Genomic DNA, 16,017 nt, shown 5'->3' on the forward strand with positions numbered 1-16,017 from the left:
AAATTGTGATTTATCTAAAACGTGAGGACATCACAAAGTAGCGGCAACTATTCCAGTTTTCACGGGTTTATACTTTATGGATTTTCGACCGACACCACTAGAACGTGCGTTTCAACTCGCCCGAACCGGGGAGTTTTCGGGGTTGGGGGCCGTCGTCGACCGTCTTCGCGTTGAAGGCTTCAGCGTGAATCAGATCGAAGGACCGCAACTCAAGCGCCAGATCCGCGAGCTCTGCGCGGCGTCGCGCGTGCAGCCCGCAAATGACGAGTAGCCCCCGTGTCGAATGCCTGGCGGCCGGCCGCCCCGGCGTTCCAGACACGTCACCCCTCGGGTGGAGAGCGGGTTTCGCTGGCGGCGATGAGGTCGTCGAAGTCCCTGATCGCGTCTCGCAGCTGGTAGATCGTCTCGACGCTCACGTCCTTGCTGTCGGACATGATCTGGTAGGTCCCGTCTTCGAAGCGCGAGAGCTGCTCGATGAGCAATCCGCGGAGGTACGACCAGCGTCGCCGAATGTCAGCGGGCGTTTCCATGCCCGGAACGCTACGCCCTGCGGTCAGGGCGCGCCACCTCAAACCGGGGCGAACGATGACCCTCCAGTATGAGGCCCGCCGGGACGACGCCGGCTGGACGGTGTTCGATCGCTGGACCGGGATGATCGTAATCCTCAATCGCGTGCGGCTGGTCGGGCTGTCGGCCTTCCTGGCGGACGAATTCGTCGAGCGTCTCAACAGCGACCAGGAGCGCGGCGACCGCACCATCCATCAGTAGCCGGCGCGCGTCATCGCCGTGACGCCCGATTGTCGCCAGCCCGACACAGGCGGCGAGCATCCTGGCGCCATGCGAATCGCGGCGCCGCTCGTCCTGGCTTTCGCGCTGGCCGCCGGCCAGGTCTCAAGCATGGCCTGGGCCGCGCCGCCGATCGAGGCGGCGTTCGGCAACACCGTCGTCTCGACCTTTCCAGACGGCAAGACCCAGCACATCTGGTTCGACGAAGACGGCGCCTATAGCGCCAGCGGCCGGCGCGGCCAGCGCTCCAGCGGACGCTGGAGCCTGAGGGGCGGCGAGGTCTGCCTGCGCCAGCTGCGCCCGTTCCCGGCCCCGATCGTCTATTGCACCCCGGCCCCGCGGGACGTCAGCGCCGCCTGGACGGCCAAGGCGCTGGACGGGCAACCCGTGCGGCTGCAGCTGGTGCGGGGGCGGTTTCCTCACTGAGCGGCGGCGCACTAGGGGGGGTGTCATCCCGGTTTGCGAAGCAAGACCGGGACCCATGAACACCGGATGGTGCAGGCGACGGCTCGGCCGCGGCCCATCTTCAGGCTCAGGCGCGAATGGGTCCCGGTCTTCGGCTGCGCCGAAACCGGGATGACACTGCCAACCGGCATGCGGGAACGCCCCCCGCGAGGCCCGTCAGGGCCGCAGCACCGCCCGGCCGTGGATCTTGCCCTCGCGCAGGCGCTGGTAGACGTCGACCGCCTGGTCGAGGGCGAAGGTCTCGATGTCGGCCTTGATGGCGCCGGACTGCGCCAGGGCGATCACCTCCATCAGCTCGGTGCGCGAGCCCCAGTAGGGGACGCTGACCTGGGTTCCGTAGGGCGGGTTGTTCGCCGAATAGCTGAGCACGCCGCCGGCCAGGCCGACGATGGTCAGGCGGCTGCCGCGGCCGACCGTGCGCGCGCAGAGGTCGATGGTCGGCTGCGCCCCGACGAAATCCAGGGCCACGGTGATCCCGCGCGGGCCGGCGAGATCGGAGATCTCCTCGGCCGCGAGGTCGGCGTTGCGGGTGTTGATCGTATGGGCGACGCCGAGCTGGCGGGCGTGGGCCAGCTTGCCGTCGTCGATGTCGCCGGCGATCACCTTGGCCGAGGTCAGGGCGCGCAGGATCTGCACGGCCATGTGGCCGAGGCCGCCGACGCCGAGCACCAGCACCGTGGCGTCGGGGGTCAGCAGCGGCAGCGCCGCCTTGATCGCGTGATAGGGGGTCAGGGCCGCGTCGCTCAGCGGGGCGGCGGCCAGCGGGTCGAGGCCGCCGAGCGGGACCAGCAGCCGCGCCGAGGGCACTATCATGTATTCGGCCATGCCGCCGTCGGAGCCGAGGCCGCCGCCGTAGCTGGGGATCGAGGCGTGGCGCTCGCAGTAGTTCTCGGCGGAGGACTGGCAGGTCTTGCACTGGCCGCAGCCCCAGGGACCGTAGACGGCGACGGGATCGCCCTCCTTCCAGCCGCCGACGCCCTCGCCGAGCTGCTCGATCCAGCCGGCGTTCTCGTGGCCGAGGGTGAAGGGGCCGAGCCCGCCGAGCCCGTGCTCGAGCACGTGCAGGTCGGAGTGACAGACCCCGGCCCCGCCCATGCGCACCAGCACCTGGCCGGGACCGGGGACGGGTTTCGGGATGTCGACGATCTCAGGCGGACGGCCGGACTCGATGAAGCGGACAGCCTTCATGCCGGGACTCCTGGTTGTGGAGCGGCGAGTTTGGGCGCCTGGCGGCGGGGAAGGCAATGGGGGGGGGCTGTGAAACCGCTTGTGCAATACCTCCAGCCGGTGTAGAACAAAACACGAACATCGTCAAGGTTGTCGAACACGTCCGGTGCCCGCTAATGTATAGTAGCTTGGCCGCGGGGAGGCAGTTTTGGCGTTAAAAGCTCATACTCGTGAAATTCTATTTTGTGACTTCATCGTCAAACGTCGCGCTCAACACGCTCCATATCCAGAACTGAGAAAGCTCGCTGAGCTATGGCGACGCGCCGCTGATGAAAAACTCCCGCCGAAGCTCTTCGACAAAGGCGAGGCAAGCTGCATTGTAAATGACGTCCGAGTAGATGAGGCAAGGCAGATTGCCATCGTGCTTTTAAGCGTAGCGGACAAACGTGCGCCCGATTCCACCTATGGGAACCACGTCAAACGCAGCTCGCGTACTGTCGAAAAGGGTCCCGACGAGGGCAATGAGCACTCAGCGCACGTAGTGTTTTCTCTTACCCATCGTCCAGGATACCCAGAAACTTATGCCTGCTTAGTAGAGCGCATGCCCACGCTCTCAATTCCACGCATCCAGTCAATGCTGAACGATGTGGTCAAATTCTATTGCGAGAAGGATCCGTCGCTGTTCAGTTTTAGCGTGGTTTCCGGGGCAAAGGTATCGGGCAAAGCAAAGGTCCAAAACTTCATCCCGAATATTATTTTGGCCGGAAACCCCTCATCGGCCTTCAAGCGTGACATTGAAGAAGGTCGAATCAATGGCCTCAAATTGATTAAGCCTATGCCCAAGAAGAGCATAGGAAGTGGAAACTACCTGGAAATCAGCGATCACGAAATAAAAGTTACCGTAAGTAAGGACATCCCTAAAGGTCAACGCTGGAACACCATTCTTGGCGCCGTTAATACCCAAAAATCCGACTACAGCAGGGCCAAGATATATCTAGCGCCTCCGGGGAGCACATCCGCAACATCCTTTGAATTTGATACCGATACCGGCGCCGTTATTGGTGAAGCCTACTTCCGACGACAAACTCTCTCTGGCTTCAATCCATTTTTGCGCGCCGCTGCACATTCGATAGTCGATCAGCTTGCCGACAAGATGTCGGGGCTGCTTGAGAAGGAGCGGGATGGGTGACCATCGCATACGAACTGAGCAGGCCGCTTGCGTTCGGTAAGATCAAGGGGCCGGGCCTCCGATACTATCGCGACCTCCTACCCTGGGTAGCGGCCGCGATTAGCTTGACGACCTATTGGTCTCTCCCGCTCCGAGTACCACTGATTGGAGACTCGTCCGTAGCAGCCATGGCTGCACCCTTCTTTGCCAGCCTGCCAGGATTTTTCATTGCGGCACTTGCAGCGGTAGCGACGTTCAACGGAGCTGATCTTGATCGCGAGATGAGTAACGTCACTGCAGTGATGACAATCAGAGGAGAGCGCGGGGAAACCCCCATTACACTTCGCATATTTCTTAGTTATCTATTCGCTTACCTAACAGCTATCTCCTTTGGCGGATTCTTCCTTTGCGCCGCAAGCTCTCTTCTAGCCAACAACTTCTCTGAAATGGCCATTATGATGGCAAATGGGCGGCGCGGACGTGAGATATTACTGTCCGATATCATGCGGACATTGTTCGTGCTCGGAACGTCCCTGGTGGGAGCAAAAGTTGTGTTCTGCACAGCCCTCGGCCTCTACTTTTTGGCCGAGCGAGTTCACCAAGAGCTCGATTAGACGGCGGCTGACCATCAAGTTGCGCGATTTAAGCGGTGCGGCCAGAGACACCGGAATGGCGGGGTGACCGCGACAGACAAGCACAGCATTCCCGCCCCTGATGCGGGTCGTGAACACGTTCTATGGTACCCCCACACACACGGCCGGGCTGACCGCCTGGGCGCCAATGATCCAAGCCGCGCTGGCATTCTGACATCGATTACGCCCGCCGGCGCTCGCGCTCTCCGATTGCAGAACGCCGATAACATACTGTATGTTCGAAAAACAGGACGCTCGTCGGGGCGTCGCTTCGGCTTGGGCCGGGCGGCGCGCTGAGCGGCAACAGTCTGATCAAGTTGGGGAATTTTGCATGACCGCTGTCACGGATGCGCCGGCCAAGCGCCAGATCGACAAGCAGGCGCTGCTGGCCAAGTACATCGCCGAGCGTGACAAGCGGCTGCGGGCCGACGGCAACGACCAGTACCAGCAGCTGACCGGCCGTTTCGCCCACTATGCGCAGGATCCCTATACCCCGGTGGTGGAGCGCGAGCCGCTGACCGACCACGTGACCTTCGCCTTCGTCGGCGGCGGCTTCGCCGGGCTGGTGACCGGGGCGCGGCTGGCCGAGCAGGGCGTCACCGACGTGCGCATCGTCGAGAAGGGCGGCGACTTCGGCGGCACCTGGTACTGGAACCGCTATCCGGGCGCGCAGTGCGACACCGCCTCGATGATCTATATGCCGCTGCTGGAAGAAACCGGTCACATGCCGACCGAGAAGTACGCCCACGCGCCGGAGATCCTGGCCCAGTGCCAGCGGATCGGCCGGCAGTTCGGGCTGTACGACAAGGCGCTGTTCCACACCGAGGTGACGGACATCGCCTGGGACGAGGCGCATTCGCGCTGGGTGATCTCGACCAACCGCGGCGACGCCTTCACCGCCAGCTTCATCGGCCTGGGCACCGGGCCGCTGCACGTGCCCAAGCTGCCCGGCATTCCCGGCATCGAGGGCTTCAAGGGCCACGCCTTCCACACCAGCCGCTGGGACTACGACTATACCGGCGGCGATCCGGGCGGGGCGCTGATGGAGAAGCTGGCCGACAAGAAGGTGGCGATCATCGGCACCGGGGCGACCAGCGTGCAGGCCGTGCCGCACCTGGCCAAGGCCTGCAAGGAGCTCTACGTCGTGCAGCGCACGCCGTCCTCGGTGGACGTGCGGGCCAATGCGCCGATCGATCCGGAATGGTTCGCCGGCATCGCCACGCCCGGCTGGCAGCAGCGCTGGCTGGAGAACTTCACCGCCAACCAGGCCGGCGGCAACGCCGACGAGGACCTCGTGATGGACGGCTGGACCGACCTGTCGCGCCGCATCCGCGCCAAGATCATGCAGCTGGCGCCGGAAGACCGCACGCCGCTGAAGATGCTGGCCGCCTACGAGGACTCCGACTTCGAGAAGATGGAGGAGATCCGCGCGCGGGCCGAGAGCATCGTGCAGGACGGCGACACCGCCGAGAAGCTGAAGGCCTGGTATCGCCAGCTCTGCAAGCGCCCCTGCTTCCACGACGCCTATCTGCAGGCCTTCAACACCCCGGGGACGGTGCTGATCGACACCGACGGCCAGGGCGTCGAGGCGATCACCGAGAACGGCTTCGTGGTCGGCGGCGAAGAGTACGAGGTCGACTGCATCATCTACGCCTCGGGCTTCGAGGTCGGCACCGATTACAAGCGCCGCTCGGGCTTCGAGGTCGTGGGGCGCGACGGCCTGACGCTGTCGGAGGCCTGGGGCGAGGGCATCAAGTCCAAGCACGGCATCCACGTGCGCGGCTTCCCGAACGCCTTCTTCGTGCAGCCGACCCAGGGCGCGAACCTGATCTCGAACATTCCGCACAACCTGACCGACTCCGGCCGCACCATCGCCGTGACCATCAAGCACGCGCTGGACGGCGGGTTCCGCGAGGTCGAGGTCAGCCAGGAGGCGCAGGACGCCTGGGTCGCACTGATGCTGAGCGGCATGGGCCGGATGATGGGCGCGCCGGACTGCACGCCCGGCTACTACAACAACGAGGGCAAGGATCCGGGCCCGGCGGCGAAGCTGAACGTCGGCTATCCGGCCGGGGCCAGCGCCTACTTCCAGTACATCGACGGCTGGCGCAAGTCGGGCCAGTTCGAAGGGCTGGAGTTCCGCTAGAGCCCTCTTCCGGCTGCGAAGCGGTCGTCGAAGTCGCGGGAGAGATCCCCGAGGGTGACGGCCGCGAACCGCGCGGAGATCAGGTCGCGGGCCTGGCTGAGAGCGCCCTCCAGCGCGCCGTTGACCGCCTGCTCGACCAGGCATTCGGGATGGTCCTGCGACTGGCCGATCGCGAACAGCGCCGGCTCGCCCAGCGCCCGGTAGATGTCCATCAGGGTGATGTCGTCCAGCGGCCGGGCCAGCGCCCAGCCGCCGCCCTGCCCGGGCTCGGAGGCCACCAGCCCGTCGCGCCGCAGGCCGGCCATGGTGCGGCGCACCACCACCGGATTGGTCGCCAGCATCGCCGCCAGCTGCTCTGAGGTGGCCTTGCCGCCCAGCCGGTCCATGTGGATCAGGGCGTGCAGCATTCGCGAAAGTCGGCTGTCGGTGCGCATGGCGCAGATATGGCCCCTGCGCACAATCGTAACAAGACCAGTTGCGGAACCGATCGCCGCGCCCATATCCGTAACTTCGAAAGTATCGAATGCGGAGATGGACGATGTACGACGCGATCGTGGTGGGGGCGAGCTTCGCCGGACTGTCGGCGGCGATGCAGCTGGCGCGGGCCCGGCGCAAGCTGCTGGTGATCGACGCCGGGGCGCCGCGCAACCGCTTCGCGCAGGCCGCGCACGGCTTCCTCGGCCAGGACGGCGTCGCCCCGGCGACGATCATGCGCACGGGGCTGAACCAGCTCAGCGCCTATCCGAGCGTCGAGTTCGCCGACGGCCTGGCGACCCGCGCCTGGGGCGAGATCGACGCGTTCGGCGTCGAACTGGACGACGGGATCGAGCTGGCGGCGCGCAGGCTGATCCTGGCCACCGGGGTGCGCGACGCCCTGCCCGACCTGCCGGGCGTCTCTGAGCGCTGGGGAACGAGCGTGCTGCACTGCCCCTATTGCCACGGCTACGAGATGGACCGCGGGCCGCTGGGCCTGCTGGGCGGCGACCCGGCGCTGGCGCTGAAGGCGGGGCTGATCGCCGAATGGGGGCCGACGACCCTGTTCCTACAGGGCGGCGAGGCGCCCGACGCCGAGACGGCGGCCAAGCTGGCCGCGCGCGGGGTCGCCATCGAGGCCTCGCCGATCGTGCAGCTGGTCGGCGAGGCGCCGCGGCTGTCGGCGGCGCGGCTGGCCGACGGCCGCGAGATCGCGCTCGCCGGCCTGTTCGTCGCCCCGCGCACGAGCCCGGCCAGCCCGCTGGCCGCGCAGCTGGGCTGCGCCTTCGAGGACGGCATGACCGGTCCCTATGTGCGCGTCGACGACAGGCAGCAGACCAGCGTGGCCGGCGTCTATGCGGCGGGCGACCTGGCGATGCAGATGCACAACGGCACGCTGGCCTCGGCCGCAGGCGCGATGGCCGGGTTCGGGACGCACCAGTCGCTGGTCGCGCTCTAGCTCTCGGCGACGCGCTCGAGACGGCGCAGGTCGAGCACCTCGACCGCGCCGTAGTCGAGGGCGATCAACCCCTCGCGGGCGAAGTCGGCCAGCAGGCCGTTCACGGTCTTGCGGCTGAGCCCGACCATCTCGGCCAGCGCCTGCTGGCTGAGCGGCAGGCGCGGCGGCCCCAGGCGGCTGCGGACCATCGCCGCCAGCCGCGAGGCCAGCCGCTGGCGCGGCGGCAGCGAGATGGCGTCGGCGGCGAGATGCACCGCGCCGCGCAGCTGCAGGTAGACGAGGCCGGCGACCGCGCGCCAGATCTCCGGCCGGGTGCGGGCGATGCGCTCGAGCCCGGCGTCGGAGACCCGCAGCAGCAGGCTGTCCTGGGCGCAGACGGCGGTGACGATGCGCGGCCCGCCGCCGAAGCTGACGCTCTGGCCCAGCGCCGCGCCGGGACCGGCCTGGTTGAAGCGCACCTCGCGGTCGCCGGGGGCCTGGCAGTAGAGGTCGACCGCCCCCTCGATCACCGCCAGCAGGCCCGTCTCCTCGTCGCCCTCGGCCTGGGCCCATCGCCCGGCGGCGAGCCGGGCGAGCTGCCCCTCGGCGAGCAGGGCGTGGGCCAACTCTGGACCATAGGGCGCCAACCAGCCGGCGGCGCTGAGGACGTCCAGGGCCAGGCGGCGATCGTCGGGCATGGCGAAGACTGTAACCCTGGTGACAATCTTGCGCGAGCGCCGTTCCTAGGCTCTGGGAAAGACAACGCCAGGGAGGCGACAGACATGACCGCCATCGTCCGTGAACTCGAAGGCTGCGGCGCGGAGATCGCCAATGTCAGCCTGCCCAGCGCCAGCGCCGCCGACATCGACCTGATCCGCGAGACGGTCTTCCGCCGCGGCGTCGCCTTTCTGCACGGCCAGCACCTGAGCCCCGAGCAGCACATCGCCTTCGCCGAGCAGATCGGGCCGATCGTGGTCAACCGCTACTTCCCGCCGTCGGAGAAGTACCCGCAGATCGCCAAGGTCGAGAAGACCGAGACCCAGACCACCAACATCGGCGGCGGCTGGCACACCGACCACAGCTATGACCAGGAGCCGGCCATGGGCTCGGTGCTGCTGGCCATCGACACCCCGCCGAGCGGCGGCGACACCATGTTCGCCGACATGTACGCGGCCTACGAGGCGCTGTCGGACGGGCTGAAGGCGACCCTGGCCGGACTGAAGGCCGTGCACGCCTCCGAGCACATTTATGGGATGGACGGGATCTACGGGAAGACCGATCAGGCGCACCTGGCCGGCAAGACCGACACCCCCAGCGCCGTGCACCCGGTGGTGATCACCCACCCGGGCAGCGGCCGCAAGGCGCTCTACGTCAACCCCGGCTTCACCCTGAGCTTCGAGGGCTGGACGCGCGAGGAGAGCCGCGCGCTGCTGACCTATCTCTTCCAGCACGCGGTGAAGCCGCAGTTCGTCCACCGCTTCTCCTGGAAGCCCGGTTCGATGGCGATCTGGGACAACCGCGCCACCTGGCACCAGGCGATGAACGACTACCAGGGCCACCACCGCCTGATGCACCGCATCACCATCGCCGGCGGTCCGCTGGCGGCGTAGGCGGCGGCCGCCGGCCGCAACCTATGCGACGATGGCGCCTAGCGCACCCCGATGGCGTGTTCTAGCCTATGGCCGTGAACAGAGGCGTCGGGGGACGCGCACCTAGGGCGAAGCTGACCGCTGCTGCGAGCGCGGTCGGCACGCTCGTCGCGCCCGCCCGGCTTCCAACTCGTGCGGGGAAATGAATATGACGATGAAGTCCAAGACGGCGTTCGCGGTGCTGATCGCGACGGCGCTCTCAGTGACGGCCGTGGGTGCGGCGAACGCCGCGGAGTTGACCGGCCCCCAGAAGAACGCCGTCAGGTCCGCCAAGCAGTATCTTGGCATCTCCGGCTTCTCGCGGGCCGGGCTGATCGAGCAGCTCTCGTCGAGCTATGGCGAGGGCTATGAGGTCGCCGACGCCACCGTCGCCGTGGACAGCCTCGGCGTCGATTGGAACGCGAACGCGGTCAAGTCCGCGAAGCAATACCTCAGCCTGACCGGCTTCTCGTGCAAGGGCCTCATCGAGCAACTGTCGTCGAGCGCGGGCGACAAGTACACCGTCAGCCAAGCGACCTACGGCGCGCGGCAAGCCGGCGCCTGCTCGTAAGCCAGACGTCGACGCGCCGTCCCGGCACGTGTCCGGACAAGGTGCGGCTTGCCATCGCCGTGACCGGGCGGCCGTCATGGCGCCATGATCACGACCGCTGACACGCCCACGGCTTCCGCCGAATTCAAGGAGCTCGCGTCCACCGTCCTCACCGCGCTGGCCATCGCGCTGGTGCTGCGGGTGGCGCTGTTCCAGCCCTTCACCATCCCCTCCTCCTCGATGGAGCCGGGACTGGTGACCGGCGACTACATCATCGTCACGAAGTTCAGCTACGGCTGGAGCTACGCCTCGTTCCCGCTGCTGCCCCCGATGGGCAAGGGCCGGGTGTTCGGCGAGGGCCCCGAGCGCGGCGACGTGGTGGTGTTCCACCTGCCCTCGGACCCGCACAAGGACCTGATCAAGCGCGTGGTCGGCCTGCCCGGCGACCGGGTGCAGGTGCGCGGCGGCGTGGTGTTCGTCAACGACAAGGCGATCCCGCGGATCGTGGACGGCCCCGGCCTCGACCACGACGATCCCGGACAACCGGTCACTCAGATCCGGGAATCCAAGCCCGACGGCTCGCGCTATGTGACCTTGGACCGCGGCCCCGGCTGGCCGGTGGACGACACCGACACCTATGTCGTGCCGGAAGGCCAGTACTTCATGATGGGCGACAACCGCGACAACTCGATGGACAGCCGCTTCCCGCCCGAAGCCGGCGGCGTGGGCTTCCTGCCGGCCGAGAACATCGTCGGCAAGGCTCAGATCGTGCTGATGTCGTGGAAGGCCGGCGCGTCGCTGCTCAAGCCATGGACCTGGCTGAACCTGGACGGCGGCCGCTTCCTAATGCCAATTTCCTGATCGCTCAGCGGCCCAGCAGTTCGTCCAGGCTGACCGCGCCGTCGCGGTCGCGGTCGAGGCGGGCGAACTCGGCCAGCGTCACCGCGCCGTCGCGATTGAGGTCGAGGCGCTCGAAGCTGTTGCGGTCGACCTGGCCGGCCAGCGACGGCAGGGCGGTGGCGCCGACCGCCAGGGCCGTGAGGGCGGCGAGCACCGTCTTGAGCCGGCTGCGCCCTTGGCGCGTGCGCGGCGCCGGCGCGGGCGGCGCGAGCTGGGCCTCGATGAAGCCGCGCACGGCCTCGCTGGCGCTGACGCCCTGGGCCTGACAGCGGGCCATGAACGCCTGCTTGTCCTCGTAGGGGAGGCGGACCTCGAGGGTTTCGCTCTTCTTCGGCGGCCGGGTCATGGTCTTGCCTGGGAACTGGAGAGGACGGGCACTGAAGCCCCATTCGGCGGCGAAGGACAGTGAACTCTTGGCCATGGACGGTGCGCCGCGGGGCGACCTTTCGTCTTGTGGACAATTCTCGCGTCTGCAAGGGTTCGCGGCAAAGGCGCGCGATATGACCGAAACGAAGACGTTCGAGATCGCTGACAACATCTATCGCTTTTCGACCGCGGTGAGCGGCGTCGGGCCCGAGCCCTTCACCTTCAACCAGTTCCTGATCATGGCCGATGCGCCGATGCTGTTTCACCTGGGGCACCGGGGCATGCACGAGTCGATCGCCGCCGCCGTGGCGCGCGTGACGCCGCTGGCGGCCATCCGCTATCTCGGCTTCGGCCATGTCGAGGCCGACGAGTGCGGCGCGCTGAACGCCTGGCTGGCGGCGGCGCCCAACGCCGAGGTCGTCCACGGCCAGACCGCGTGCATGGTGTCCCTGAACGACCTGTCAGATCGCCCGCCCCGGCCGCTGGCGGACGGCGAGGTGATCGACCTGGGCGGCAAGCGCCTGCGCTGGATGGACACCCCGCACGTGCCGCACGGCTGGGAGGCAGGTCTGTTCTATGAGGAGACCGCCGCGACGCTGTTCTGCGGCGATCTGCTGACGCATGGCGGGGATGGCCCGGCGCTCACCGAGAGCGACGTCGCCGGGCCGGCGATCGCGATGGAGGCCATGTTCCACGCGATGTCGATGGCCCCCAACACCGGCGCCGTGCTGCATCAACTCGCCGAGCTGGAACCGGCGACCCTGGCGCTGATGCACGGCTCGTCGTTTCGCGGCGACGGCGCCGCGGCCCTGCGCGCGCTGGCGTCGCACTGCGCCGGCGCCTGACGGCGGCCCCCGACGCCGAGACGGCGGGCGCCGGGGATGACGCGTCGTCGCGCCCGGCCCTGACGCAACTCTGAGGCTGGCGTTCTGCTTCCGCCCGCGCTAGCAGCCGCCCCATGATCCGCCTCGACAACATCACCAAGCAGAACGGCCACCAACTTCTGTTCATCGAAGCCTCGATGGGCGTCCAGAAGGGCGAGAAGGTCGGGCTGGTCGGCCCGAACGGAGCCGGCAAGACGACGCTGTTCCGCATGATGACCGGCCAGGAGCTGCCCGACGACGGACAGGTCGCGATCGATGCCGGCATGACCATCGGCTATTTCAGCCAGGACGTCGGCGAGATGTCGGGCCAGAGCGCGGTCGCCGCGGTGATGGACGGCGTCGGCCCGGTCAGCGCCCTGGCCGCGGAAATGGCCAAGCTCGAGGCGGCGATGGTCGATCCGGACCAGGCCGACGAGATGGACGCCATCATCGAACGCTATGGCGAGGTGCAGGAGCGCTTCGAGGAACTGGACGGCTATGCCCTGGAGGCCCGCGCGCGCGAAGTGCTGGCGGGGCTGAGCTTCAGCCAGGAGCGCATGGACGGCGACGTCGGTCTGCTGTCCGGCGGCTGGAAGATGCGCGTGGCGCTGGCCCGCATCCTGCTGATGCGGCCCGACGGCATGCTGCTGGACGAACCCAGCAACCACCTCGACCTGGAAAGCCTGATCTGGCTGGAGGCCTTCCTGAAGGACTACAGCGGCGCGCTGTTGATGACCTCGCACGACCGCGCCTTCATGAACCGCATCATCGGCAAGGTGGTCGAGATCGACGCCGGTTCGCTCATCACCTATTCGGGCGATCTCGACTTCTACGACCAGCAGCGCGCGCTGACCGAGCAGCAGCGCCAGGCGCAGTACGAGCGCCAGCAGGCCATGCTGGCCAAGGAAATCAAGTTCATCGAGAAGTTCAAGGCGCGCGCCAGCCACGCCGCCCAGGTGCAAAGCCGGGTGAAGAAGCTCGACAAGATCGAACGCGTCGAGCCGCCGCGCCGCCGCCAGAACATCCAGTTCGAGTTCAGGAGCCCGCCGCGATCGGGCGACGACGTGGTCGCCCTGCGGGGCATCCACAAGGGCTATGGCGCGCAGCCGATCTACGAAGGCCTCGACTTCCTGGTGCGCCGCAAGGAGCGCTGGTGCGTCCTGGGCGCCAACGGGGCCGGCAAGTCGACGCTGCTCAAGCTGGTGGCCGGCGCCACCGCGCCGGACCAGGGCACGGTCAACGTCGGCGCCAGCGTCAAGATGGGCTACTTCGCCCAGCACTCCATGGATCTGCTGGACGGCGAAGAGACGATCTTCGAATCCCTGGACGGCTCTTTCCCGCAGGCGGGCCAGGGCGCGCTGCGCACGCTGGCGGGCTGCTTCGGGTTCTCGGGCGACGACGTCGAAAAGCCGTGCCGCGTGCTGTCGGGCGGCGAGAAGGCGCGGCTGGTGATGGCCAAGATGCTGTTCGATCCGCCCAACCTGCTGGTGCTCGACGAGCCGACCAACCACCTCGACATGGCGACCAAGGAGATGCTGGTCGCGGCGCTGGCGGACTTCGAGGGCACCATGCTGTTCGTCTCCCACGACCGCCACTTCCTGGGCGCGCTGTCGAACCGCGTGCTGGAGCTGACGCCGCAGGGCGTCCATCAATACGGCGGCGGCTATACCGAATATGTCGCCCGGACGGGCCAGGAAGCGCCCGGCCTGCACCCGGAAGGCTAGCGGCGGCTAAGGCGCGGGCGGCGAGAGCGCCTTGAGAATGGCGTCTGGATCGGCGCCCAGCTTGCGGACCCGCTCGCTCCAGCGGTCGAGGGCGCGCTCGTAATAGTCGAAGATGCAGGGATCGCAGCCGCGTCGACAGCATTCGTCCTCATGCGGACGGCTCGGCGGCGGCGGGATCGGGGCGGCGTTCACCGGCGAAGGTCTAATCGGCGCGCCGCGCGATGAACAGACCTGGCGGCTAGCCGCCCGCCGCGCCGGCCCGCATCAGGTCGCTGACCTTGAGCGCGGCCGGGCCGAGGATGACGATGAACAGCACCGGCAGGAAGAAGACGATCATCGGGATCGTCAGCTTGGCCGGCAGCTGGGCGGCCTTCTTCTCGGCCGCGGCGATGCGCATCTCGCGGTTTTCCTTGGCCATCACCCGCAGCGCCGCGCCCAGCGGCGTGCCGTAGCGCTCGGCCTGGATCATGGCGGTGGTCACCGACTTGATGCCCGGATGGTTGGTCCGCCGGGCCAGGCCCTCATAGGCCATGCGCCGCTCGGGCAGGTACGAGATCTCGGCGGTCAGCAGGGTCAGCTCCTCGGCCAGTTCGATCGAGTTGCCGCCGATCTCCTGGCTGACCTTCTGGATCGCCGCCTCGATCGACATGCCGCTTTCCACGCAGATCAGCAGCAGGTCGAGCGCGTCGGGCCAGGCGCCGATGATCGAGTCGCGGCGCTTCTGGGCGACGTTGCTGATGAACACGTTGGGCGCGTAGTAGCCGGCGGTGAGGCCGACCACCGCGAAGAAGAAGCGGGTCATCGGCGGCAGGCCGAAATCGTTGACCAGGAACAGGTAGGCCCCGACCACGATGAAGAACACGAACGGCAGGATGAACCGGAAGAAGTAGAAGGTGGACACCGGCCGCGGGCCGCGGAAGCCGGCCTGGGCCAGCTTGTCGACCACCTGCGGGTCCTCGAGCAGGCGCGAGAGCTGCAGCCGCTCGACGACCTTCTTGTAGAGGCCCTCGTCGACGTGGCGCAGGGTGTTCTGGCCGCGTCCCCCGGCCAGGGCTTCGCGCGACTTGCGGCGCAGCTCCTCGCGGCGGGTCGACACCGATTTCAGCCGCGCCTCAAGATTGCGGCGGTCCATCATCGGCATGGCGATGGTGACGATGGTCGCAAAGCAGACCAGCGCCACGAAGATCGTCAGCAGGTTGGCCGGGTTGGTGAGCGCATCGACCATGCCGTCAGAGCCTGAAGTTGATCATCTTGCGCATCGAGAGCACCCCGAGCGACATCCAGAAGGCGCCGATCATCAGCATCACGCGGCCGCGCGGGTCGGTGAACAACGGGCCCATGTAGTCGGGCGCGGTGATGAAGATCAGGATCGCCACGGCGGGCGGCAGGCAGCCGATGATCGCCGCCGAGGCGACGGCTTCGGCCGACAGCGCCTTGACCTTTTCGCGCATCAGCTTGCGCGAGCGGATGACCGTCGAGAGGTTGCCGAGCGCTTCGGCCAGGTTGCCGCCGGTCTTGGCCTGGATGGCCAGCACGATCGCGAAGAACCGCACCTCCGGCGTCGGCATCTCGGCGTGCATCTTGTCCAGCGCCTGGTCGATGGTCATGCCCATGCCGATGCTCTCGACCAGGCGGTTGAACTGGCTGGCCAGCGGCTCGGGCGCCTCCTTGCCGATGACCCGCAGGCTGTCATGGACCGGCAGGCCCGACTTGATGCCGCGCACGACGATGTCCATGGCGTCGGGAAACGCCTCGGTGAACTTCTTGATCCGCGACTTGGCGATGGCCCCGACCACCCAGCGCGGCAGGCCAAGGCCCGCGGCGAAGGCCAGGCCGAAGGCGGCGAGCGGCATCTTGGTGACCGCCCAGACGAGCAGCAGCACCACGACCGCGAGGCCGGCGCTGATCATCCAGAAGGTGCTGACCTTCATGCCCAGGCCCGCCTGGCGCAGCTTGGAGGAGATGCTGAGCAGCGCCTTCTTCTGCTCGCGGTCCTGGTCCTTGAGGGTCTTGAGGAGCTGCTTGCGGCGCTGTTCCTGGGCGGTGGCCGCCGGGCGGCGGCGATTGGCCTCGCGCACCTCGTCGCCGCCGACCAGGGCCTGGGCCCGCTTCAGGGTCTTGGCGTCGGCGGTCGAGCCGCCGGCCAGGGCCAGGCCGACGCCGGCGATGGCGACGAACCCGAGGACCGCGATCAGCAGCGTCAGCAGCATC

The 16,017-nt window shown here is 67.4% G+C and carries 19 protein-coding genes; 11 read left to right on the forward strand and 8 right to left on the reverse strand.

The genetic code is table 11. The features are described from left to right. Nucleotides 1-320: 320 nt before the first annotated feature. Nucleotides 321-530, reverse strand: coding sequence for a hypothetical protein (locus AC1Q87_RS20400; protein ID WP_436059858.1), 210 nt, complete (start codon nucleotides 528-530; stop codon nucleotides 321-323). A 55-nt stretch (nucleotides 531-585) separates the two neighbouring features. Between AC1Q87_RS20400 and AC1Q87_RS20405 the strand changes: the two genes are divergently transcribed. Both AC1Q87_RS20405 and AC1Q87_RS20410 read left to right on the forward strand, forming a co-directional pair. Continuing rightward, nucleotides 586-768, forward strand: coding sequence for a hypothetical protein (locus AC1Q87_RS20405; RefSeq protein WP_436059857.1), 183 nt, complete (start codon nucleotides 586-588; stop codon nucleotides 766-768). Nucleotides 769-837: 69 nt separating this feature from the next. Continuing rightward, nucleotides 838-1,212 carry a hypothetical protein gene (locus AC1Q87_RS20410; protein ID WP_492610665.1) on the forward strand — a complete coding sequence of 125 codons (375 nt, stop codon included), beginning with the start codon at nucleotides 838-840 and terminating at the stop codon, nucleotides 1,210-1,212. Between the two features lie 195 nt (nucleotides 1,213-1,407). Here AC1Q87_RS20410 and AC1Q87_RS20415 read toward each other — a convergent pair whose 3' ends face one another. Further along, entirely contained in the window at nucleotides 1,408-2,439 is a 1,032-nt protein-coding gene (locus tag AC1Q87_RS20415) for an NAD(P)-dependent alcohol dehydrogenase (RefSeq protein ID WP_492610666.1), read from the reverse strand. 187 nt (nucleotides 2,440-2,626) lie between these two features. On the opposite strand from AC1Q87_RS20415, the gene AC1Q87_RS20420 reads away from it, so the two are divergent. The 3 genes from AC1Q87_RS20420 to AC1Q87_RS20430 all read left to right on the forward strand — a co-directional run bounded on the left by AC1Q87_RS20420 (nucleotide 2,627) and on the right by AC1Q87_RS20430 (nucleotide 6,364). Continuing rightward, nucleotides 2,627-3,607, forward strand: a complete 981-nt coding sequence (locus AC1Q87_RS20420; protein ID WP_492610667.1) for a hypothetical protein — start codon at nucleotides 2,627-2,629, stop codon at nucleotides 3,605-3,607. A 167-nt stretch (nucleotides 3,608-3,774) separates the two neighbouring features. Then, complete coding sequence (locus AC1Q87_RS20425) at nucleotides 3,775-4,200, forward strand: hypothetical protein (RefSeq protein ID WP_492610668.1); 426 nt, start codon at nucleotides 3,775-3,777, stop codon at nucleotides 4,198-4,200. Nucleotides 4,201-4,549: 349 nt separating this feature from the next. Next, on the forward strand, nucleotides 4,550-6,364 hold the full coding sequence (locus AC1Q87_RS20430; RefSeq protein WP_492610669.1) for a flavin-containing monooxygenase: 1,815 nt from the start codon (nucleotides 4,550-4,552) through the stop codon (nucleotides 6,362-6,364). On the opposite strand, the gene AC1Q87_RS20435 is transcribed toward AC1Q87_RS20430, so the two are convergent. Next, on the reverse strand, nucleotides 6,361-6,798 hold the full coding sequence (locus AC1Q87_RS20435) for an Rrf2 family transcriptional regulator (RefSeq protein WP_492610670.1): 438 nt from the start codon (nucleotides 6,796-6,798) through the stop codon (nucleotides 6,361-6,363). The two genes, AC1Q87_RS20430 and AC1Q87_RS20435, sit on opposite strands and share 4 nt — an antisense overlap. 104 nt (nucleotides 6,799-6,902) lie before the next feature. Here AC1Q87_RS20435 and AC1Q87_RS20440 point away from each other — a divergent pair, with 104 nt between their 5' ends. Beyond that, nucleotides 6,903-7,796: an NAD(P)/FAD-dependent oxidoreductase gene (locus AC1Q87_RS20440; protein ID WP_492610671.1), complete on the forward strand. Its 894-nt coding sequence runs from the start codon at nucleotides 6,903-6,905 to the stop codon at nucleotides 7,794-7,796. Here AC1Q87_RS20440 and AC1Q87_RS20445 read toward each other — a convergent pair. Continuing rightward, complete coding sequence (locus tag AC1Q87_RS20445) at nucleotides 7,793-8,473, reverse strand: Crp/Fnr family transcriptional regulator (RefSeq protein ID WP_492610672.1); 681 nt, start codon at nucleotides 8,471-8,473, stop codon at nucleotides 7,793-7,795. The two genes, AC1Q87_RS20440 and AC1Q87_RS20445, sit on opposite strands and share 4 nt — an antisense overlap. Nucleotides 8,474-8,557: 84 nt before the next feature. Here AC1Q87_RS20445 and AC1Q87_RS20450 point away from each other — a divergent pair, with 84 nt between their 5' ends. From AC1Q87_RS20450 to lepB, 3 genes are all read left to right on the forward strand, one after another. Beyond that, nucleotides 8,558-9,385, forward strand: a complete 828-nt coding sequence (locus tag AC1Q87_RS20450) for a TauD/TfdA dioxygenase family protein (protein WP_492610673.1) — start codon at nucleotides 8,558-8,560, stop codon at nucleotides 9,383-9,385. Between the two features lie 187 nt (nucleotides 9,386-9,572). Then, complete coding sequence (locus tag AC1Q87_RS20455; RefSeq protein WP_492610674.1) at nucleotides 9,573-9,974, forward strand: Ltp family lipoprotein; 402 nt, start codon at nucleotides 9,573-9,575, stop codon at nucleotides 9,972-9,974. 84 nt (nucleotides 9,975-10,058) lie between these two features. Then, nucleotides 10,059-10,814 carry a signal peptidase I gene (gene lepB / locus AC1Q87_RS20460; RefSeq protein ID WP_492610675.1) on the forward strand — a complete coding sequence of 252 codons (756 nt, stop codon included), beginning with the start codon at nucleotides 10,059-10,061 and terminating at the stop codon, nucleotides 10,812-10,814. A 4-nt stretch (nucleotides 10,815-10,818) separates the two neighbouring features. Here the strand turns inward: lepB and AC1Q87_RS20465 are convergent, their stop codons facing one another. Beyond that, nucleotides 10,819-11,274 carry a hypothetical protein gene (locus AC1Q87_RS20465; RefSeq protein ID WP_492610676.1) on the reverse strand — a complete coding sequence of 152 codons (456 nt, stop codon included), beginning with the start codon at nucleotides 11,272-11,274 and terminating at the stop codon, nucleotides 10,819-10,821. 79 nt (nucleotides 11,275-11,353) lie between these two features. Between AC1Q87_RS20465 and AC1Q87_RS20470 the strand changes: the two genes are divergently transcribed. Beyond that, nucleotides 11,354-12,064 (forward strand): oxygen-binding di-iron domain-containing protein, encoded by a 711-nt coding sequence (locus tag AC1Q87_RS20470; protein ID WP_492610677.1) that lies wholly within the window; start codon nucleotides 11,354-11,356, stop codon nucleotides 12,062-12,064. Nucleotides 12,065-12,177: 113 nt separating this feature from the next. Then, nucleotides 12,178-13,806 (forward strand): ABC-F family ATP-binding cassette domain-containing protein, encoded by a 1,629-nt coding sequence (locus AC1Q87_RS20475; protein WP_492610678.1) that lies wholly within the window; start codon nucleotides 12,178-12,180, stop codon nucleotides 13,804-13,806. Nucleotides 13,807-13,812: 6 nt separating this feature from the next. Here the strand turns inward: AC1Q87_RS20475 and AC1Q87_RS20480 are convergent, their stop codons facing one another. The 3 genes from AC1Q87_RS20480 to AC1Q87_RS20490 are packed head-to-tail and all read right to left on the reverse strand — an operon-like array spanning nucleotide 13,813 to nucleotide 16,013. Further along, nucleotides 13,813-13,998: an oxidoreductase-like domain-containing protein gene (locus AC1Q87_RS20480; protein ID WP_492610679.1), complete on the reverse strand. Its 186-nt coding sequence runs from the start codon at nucleotides 13,996-13,998 to the stop codon at nucleotides 13,813-13,815. 46 nt (nucleotides 13,999-14,044) lie between these two features. Then, the gene (locus tag AC1Q87_RS20485; RefSeq protein WP_492610680.1) at nucleotides 14,045-15,031 is read right to left on the reverse strand and encodes a type II secretion system F family protein; all 987 of its coding nucleotides are present in this window, start codon (nucleotides 15,029-15,031) and stop codon (nucleotides 14,045-14,047) included. A gap of 4 nt (nucleotides 15,032-15,035) precedes the next feature. Beyond that, entirely contained in the window at nucleotides 15,036-16,013 is a 978-nt protein-coding gene (locus AC1Q87_RS20490) for a type II secretion system F family protein (RefSeq protein ID WP_492610785.1), read from the reverse strand. Nucleotides 16,014-16,017 lie beyond the last annotated feature (4 nt).

This window comes from Phenylobacterium sp. GW823-FHT02A09 (assembly GCF_058797775.1).

Coding starts and splice junctions, on each gene's coding strand:
- AC1Q87_RS20445 (WP_492610672.1), bottom strand. CDS start 8,473: ATGCCCGACGATCGCCGCCTGGCCCTGGACGTCCTCAGCGCCGCCGGC.
- AC1Q87_RS20425 (WP_492610668.1), top strand. CDS start 3,775: ATGGCTGCACCCTTCTTTGCCAGCCTGCCAGGATTTTTCATTGCGGCA.
- AC1Q87_RS20410 (WP_492610665.1), top strand. CDS start 838: ATGCGAATCGCGGCGCCGCTCGTCCTGGCTTTCGCGCTGGCCGCCGGC.
- AC1Q87_RS20435 (WP_492610670.1), bottom strand. CDS start 6,798: ATGCGCACCGACAGCCGACTTTCGCGAATGCTGCACGCCCTGATCCAC.
- AC1Q87_RS20430 (WP_492610669.1), top strand. CDS start 4,550: ATGACCGCTGTCACGGATGCGCCGGCCAAGCGCCAGATCGACAAGCAG.
- AC1Q87_RS20400 (WP_436059858.1), bottom strand. CDS start 530: ATGGAAACGCCCGCTGACATTCGGCGACGCTGGTCGTACCTCCGCGGA.
- lepB (WP_492610675.1), top strand. CDS start 10,059: ATGATCACGACCGCTGACACGCCCACGGCTTCCGCCGAATTCAAGGAG.
- AC1Q87_RS20485 (WP_492610680.1), bottom strand. CDS start 15,031: ATGGTCGATGCGCTCACCAACCCGGCCAACCTGCTGACGATCTTCGTG.
- AC1Q87_RS20415 (WP_492610666.1), bottom strand. CDS start 2,439: ATGAAGGCTGTCCGCTTCATCGAGTCCGGCCGTCCGCCTGAGATCGTC.
- AC1Q87_RS20440 (WP_492610671.1), top strand. CDS start 6,903: ATGTACGACGCGATCGTGGTGGGGGCGAGCTTCGCCGGACTGTCGGCG.
- AC1Q87_RS20455 (WP_492610674.1), top strand. CDS start 9,573: ATGACGATGAAGTCCAAGACGGCGTTCGCGGTGCTGATCGCGACGGCG.
- AC1Q87_RS20465 (WP_492610676.1), bottom strand. CDS start 11,274: ATGGCCAAGAGTTCACTGTCCTTCGCCGCCGAATGGGGCTTCAGTGCC.
- AC1Q87_RS20475 (WP_492610678.1), top strand. CDS start 12,178: ATGATCCGCCTCGACAACATCACCAAGCAGAACGGCCACCAACTTCTG.
- AC1Q87_RS20470 (WP_492610677.1), top strand. CDS start 11,354: ATGACCGAAACGAAGACGTTCGAGATCGCTGACAACATCTATCGCTTT.
- AC1Q87_RS20405 (WP_436059857.1), top strand. CDS start 586: ATGACCCTCCAGTATGAGGCCCGCCGGGACGACGCCGGCTGGACGGTG.
- AC1Q87_RS20450 (WP_492610673.1), top strand. CDS start 8,558: ATGACCGCCATCGTCCGTGAACTCGAAGGCTGCGGCGCGGAGATCGCC.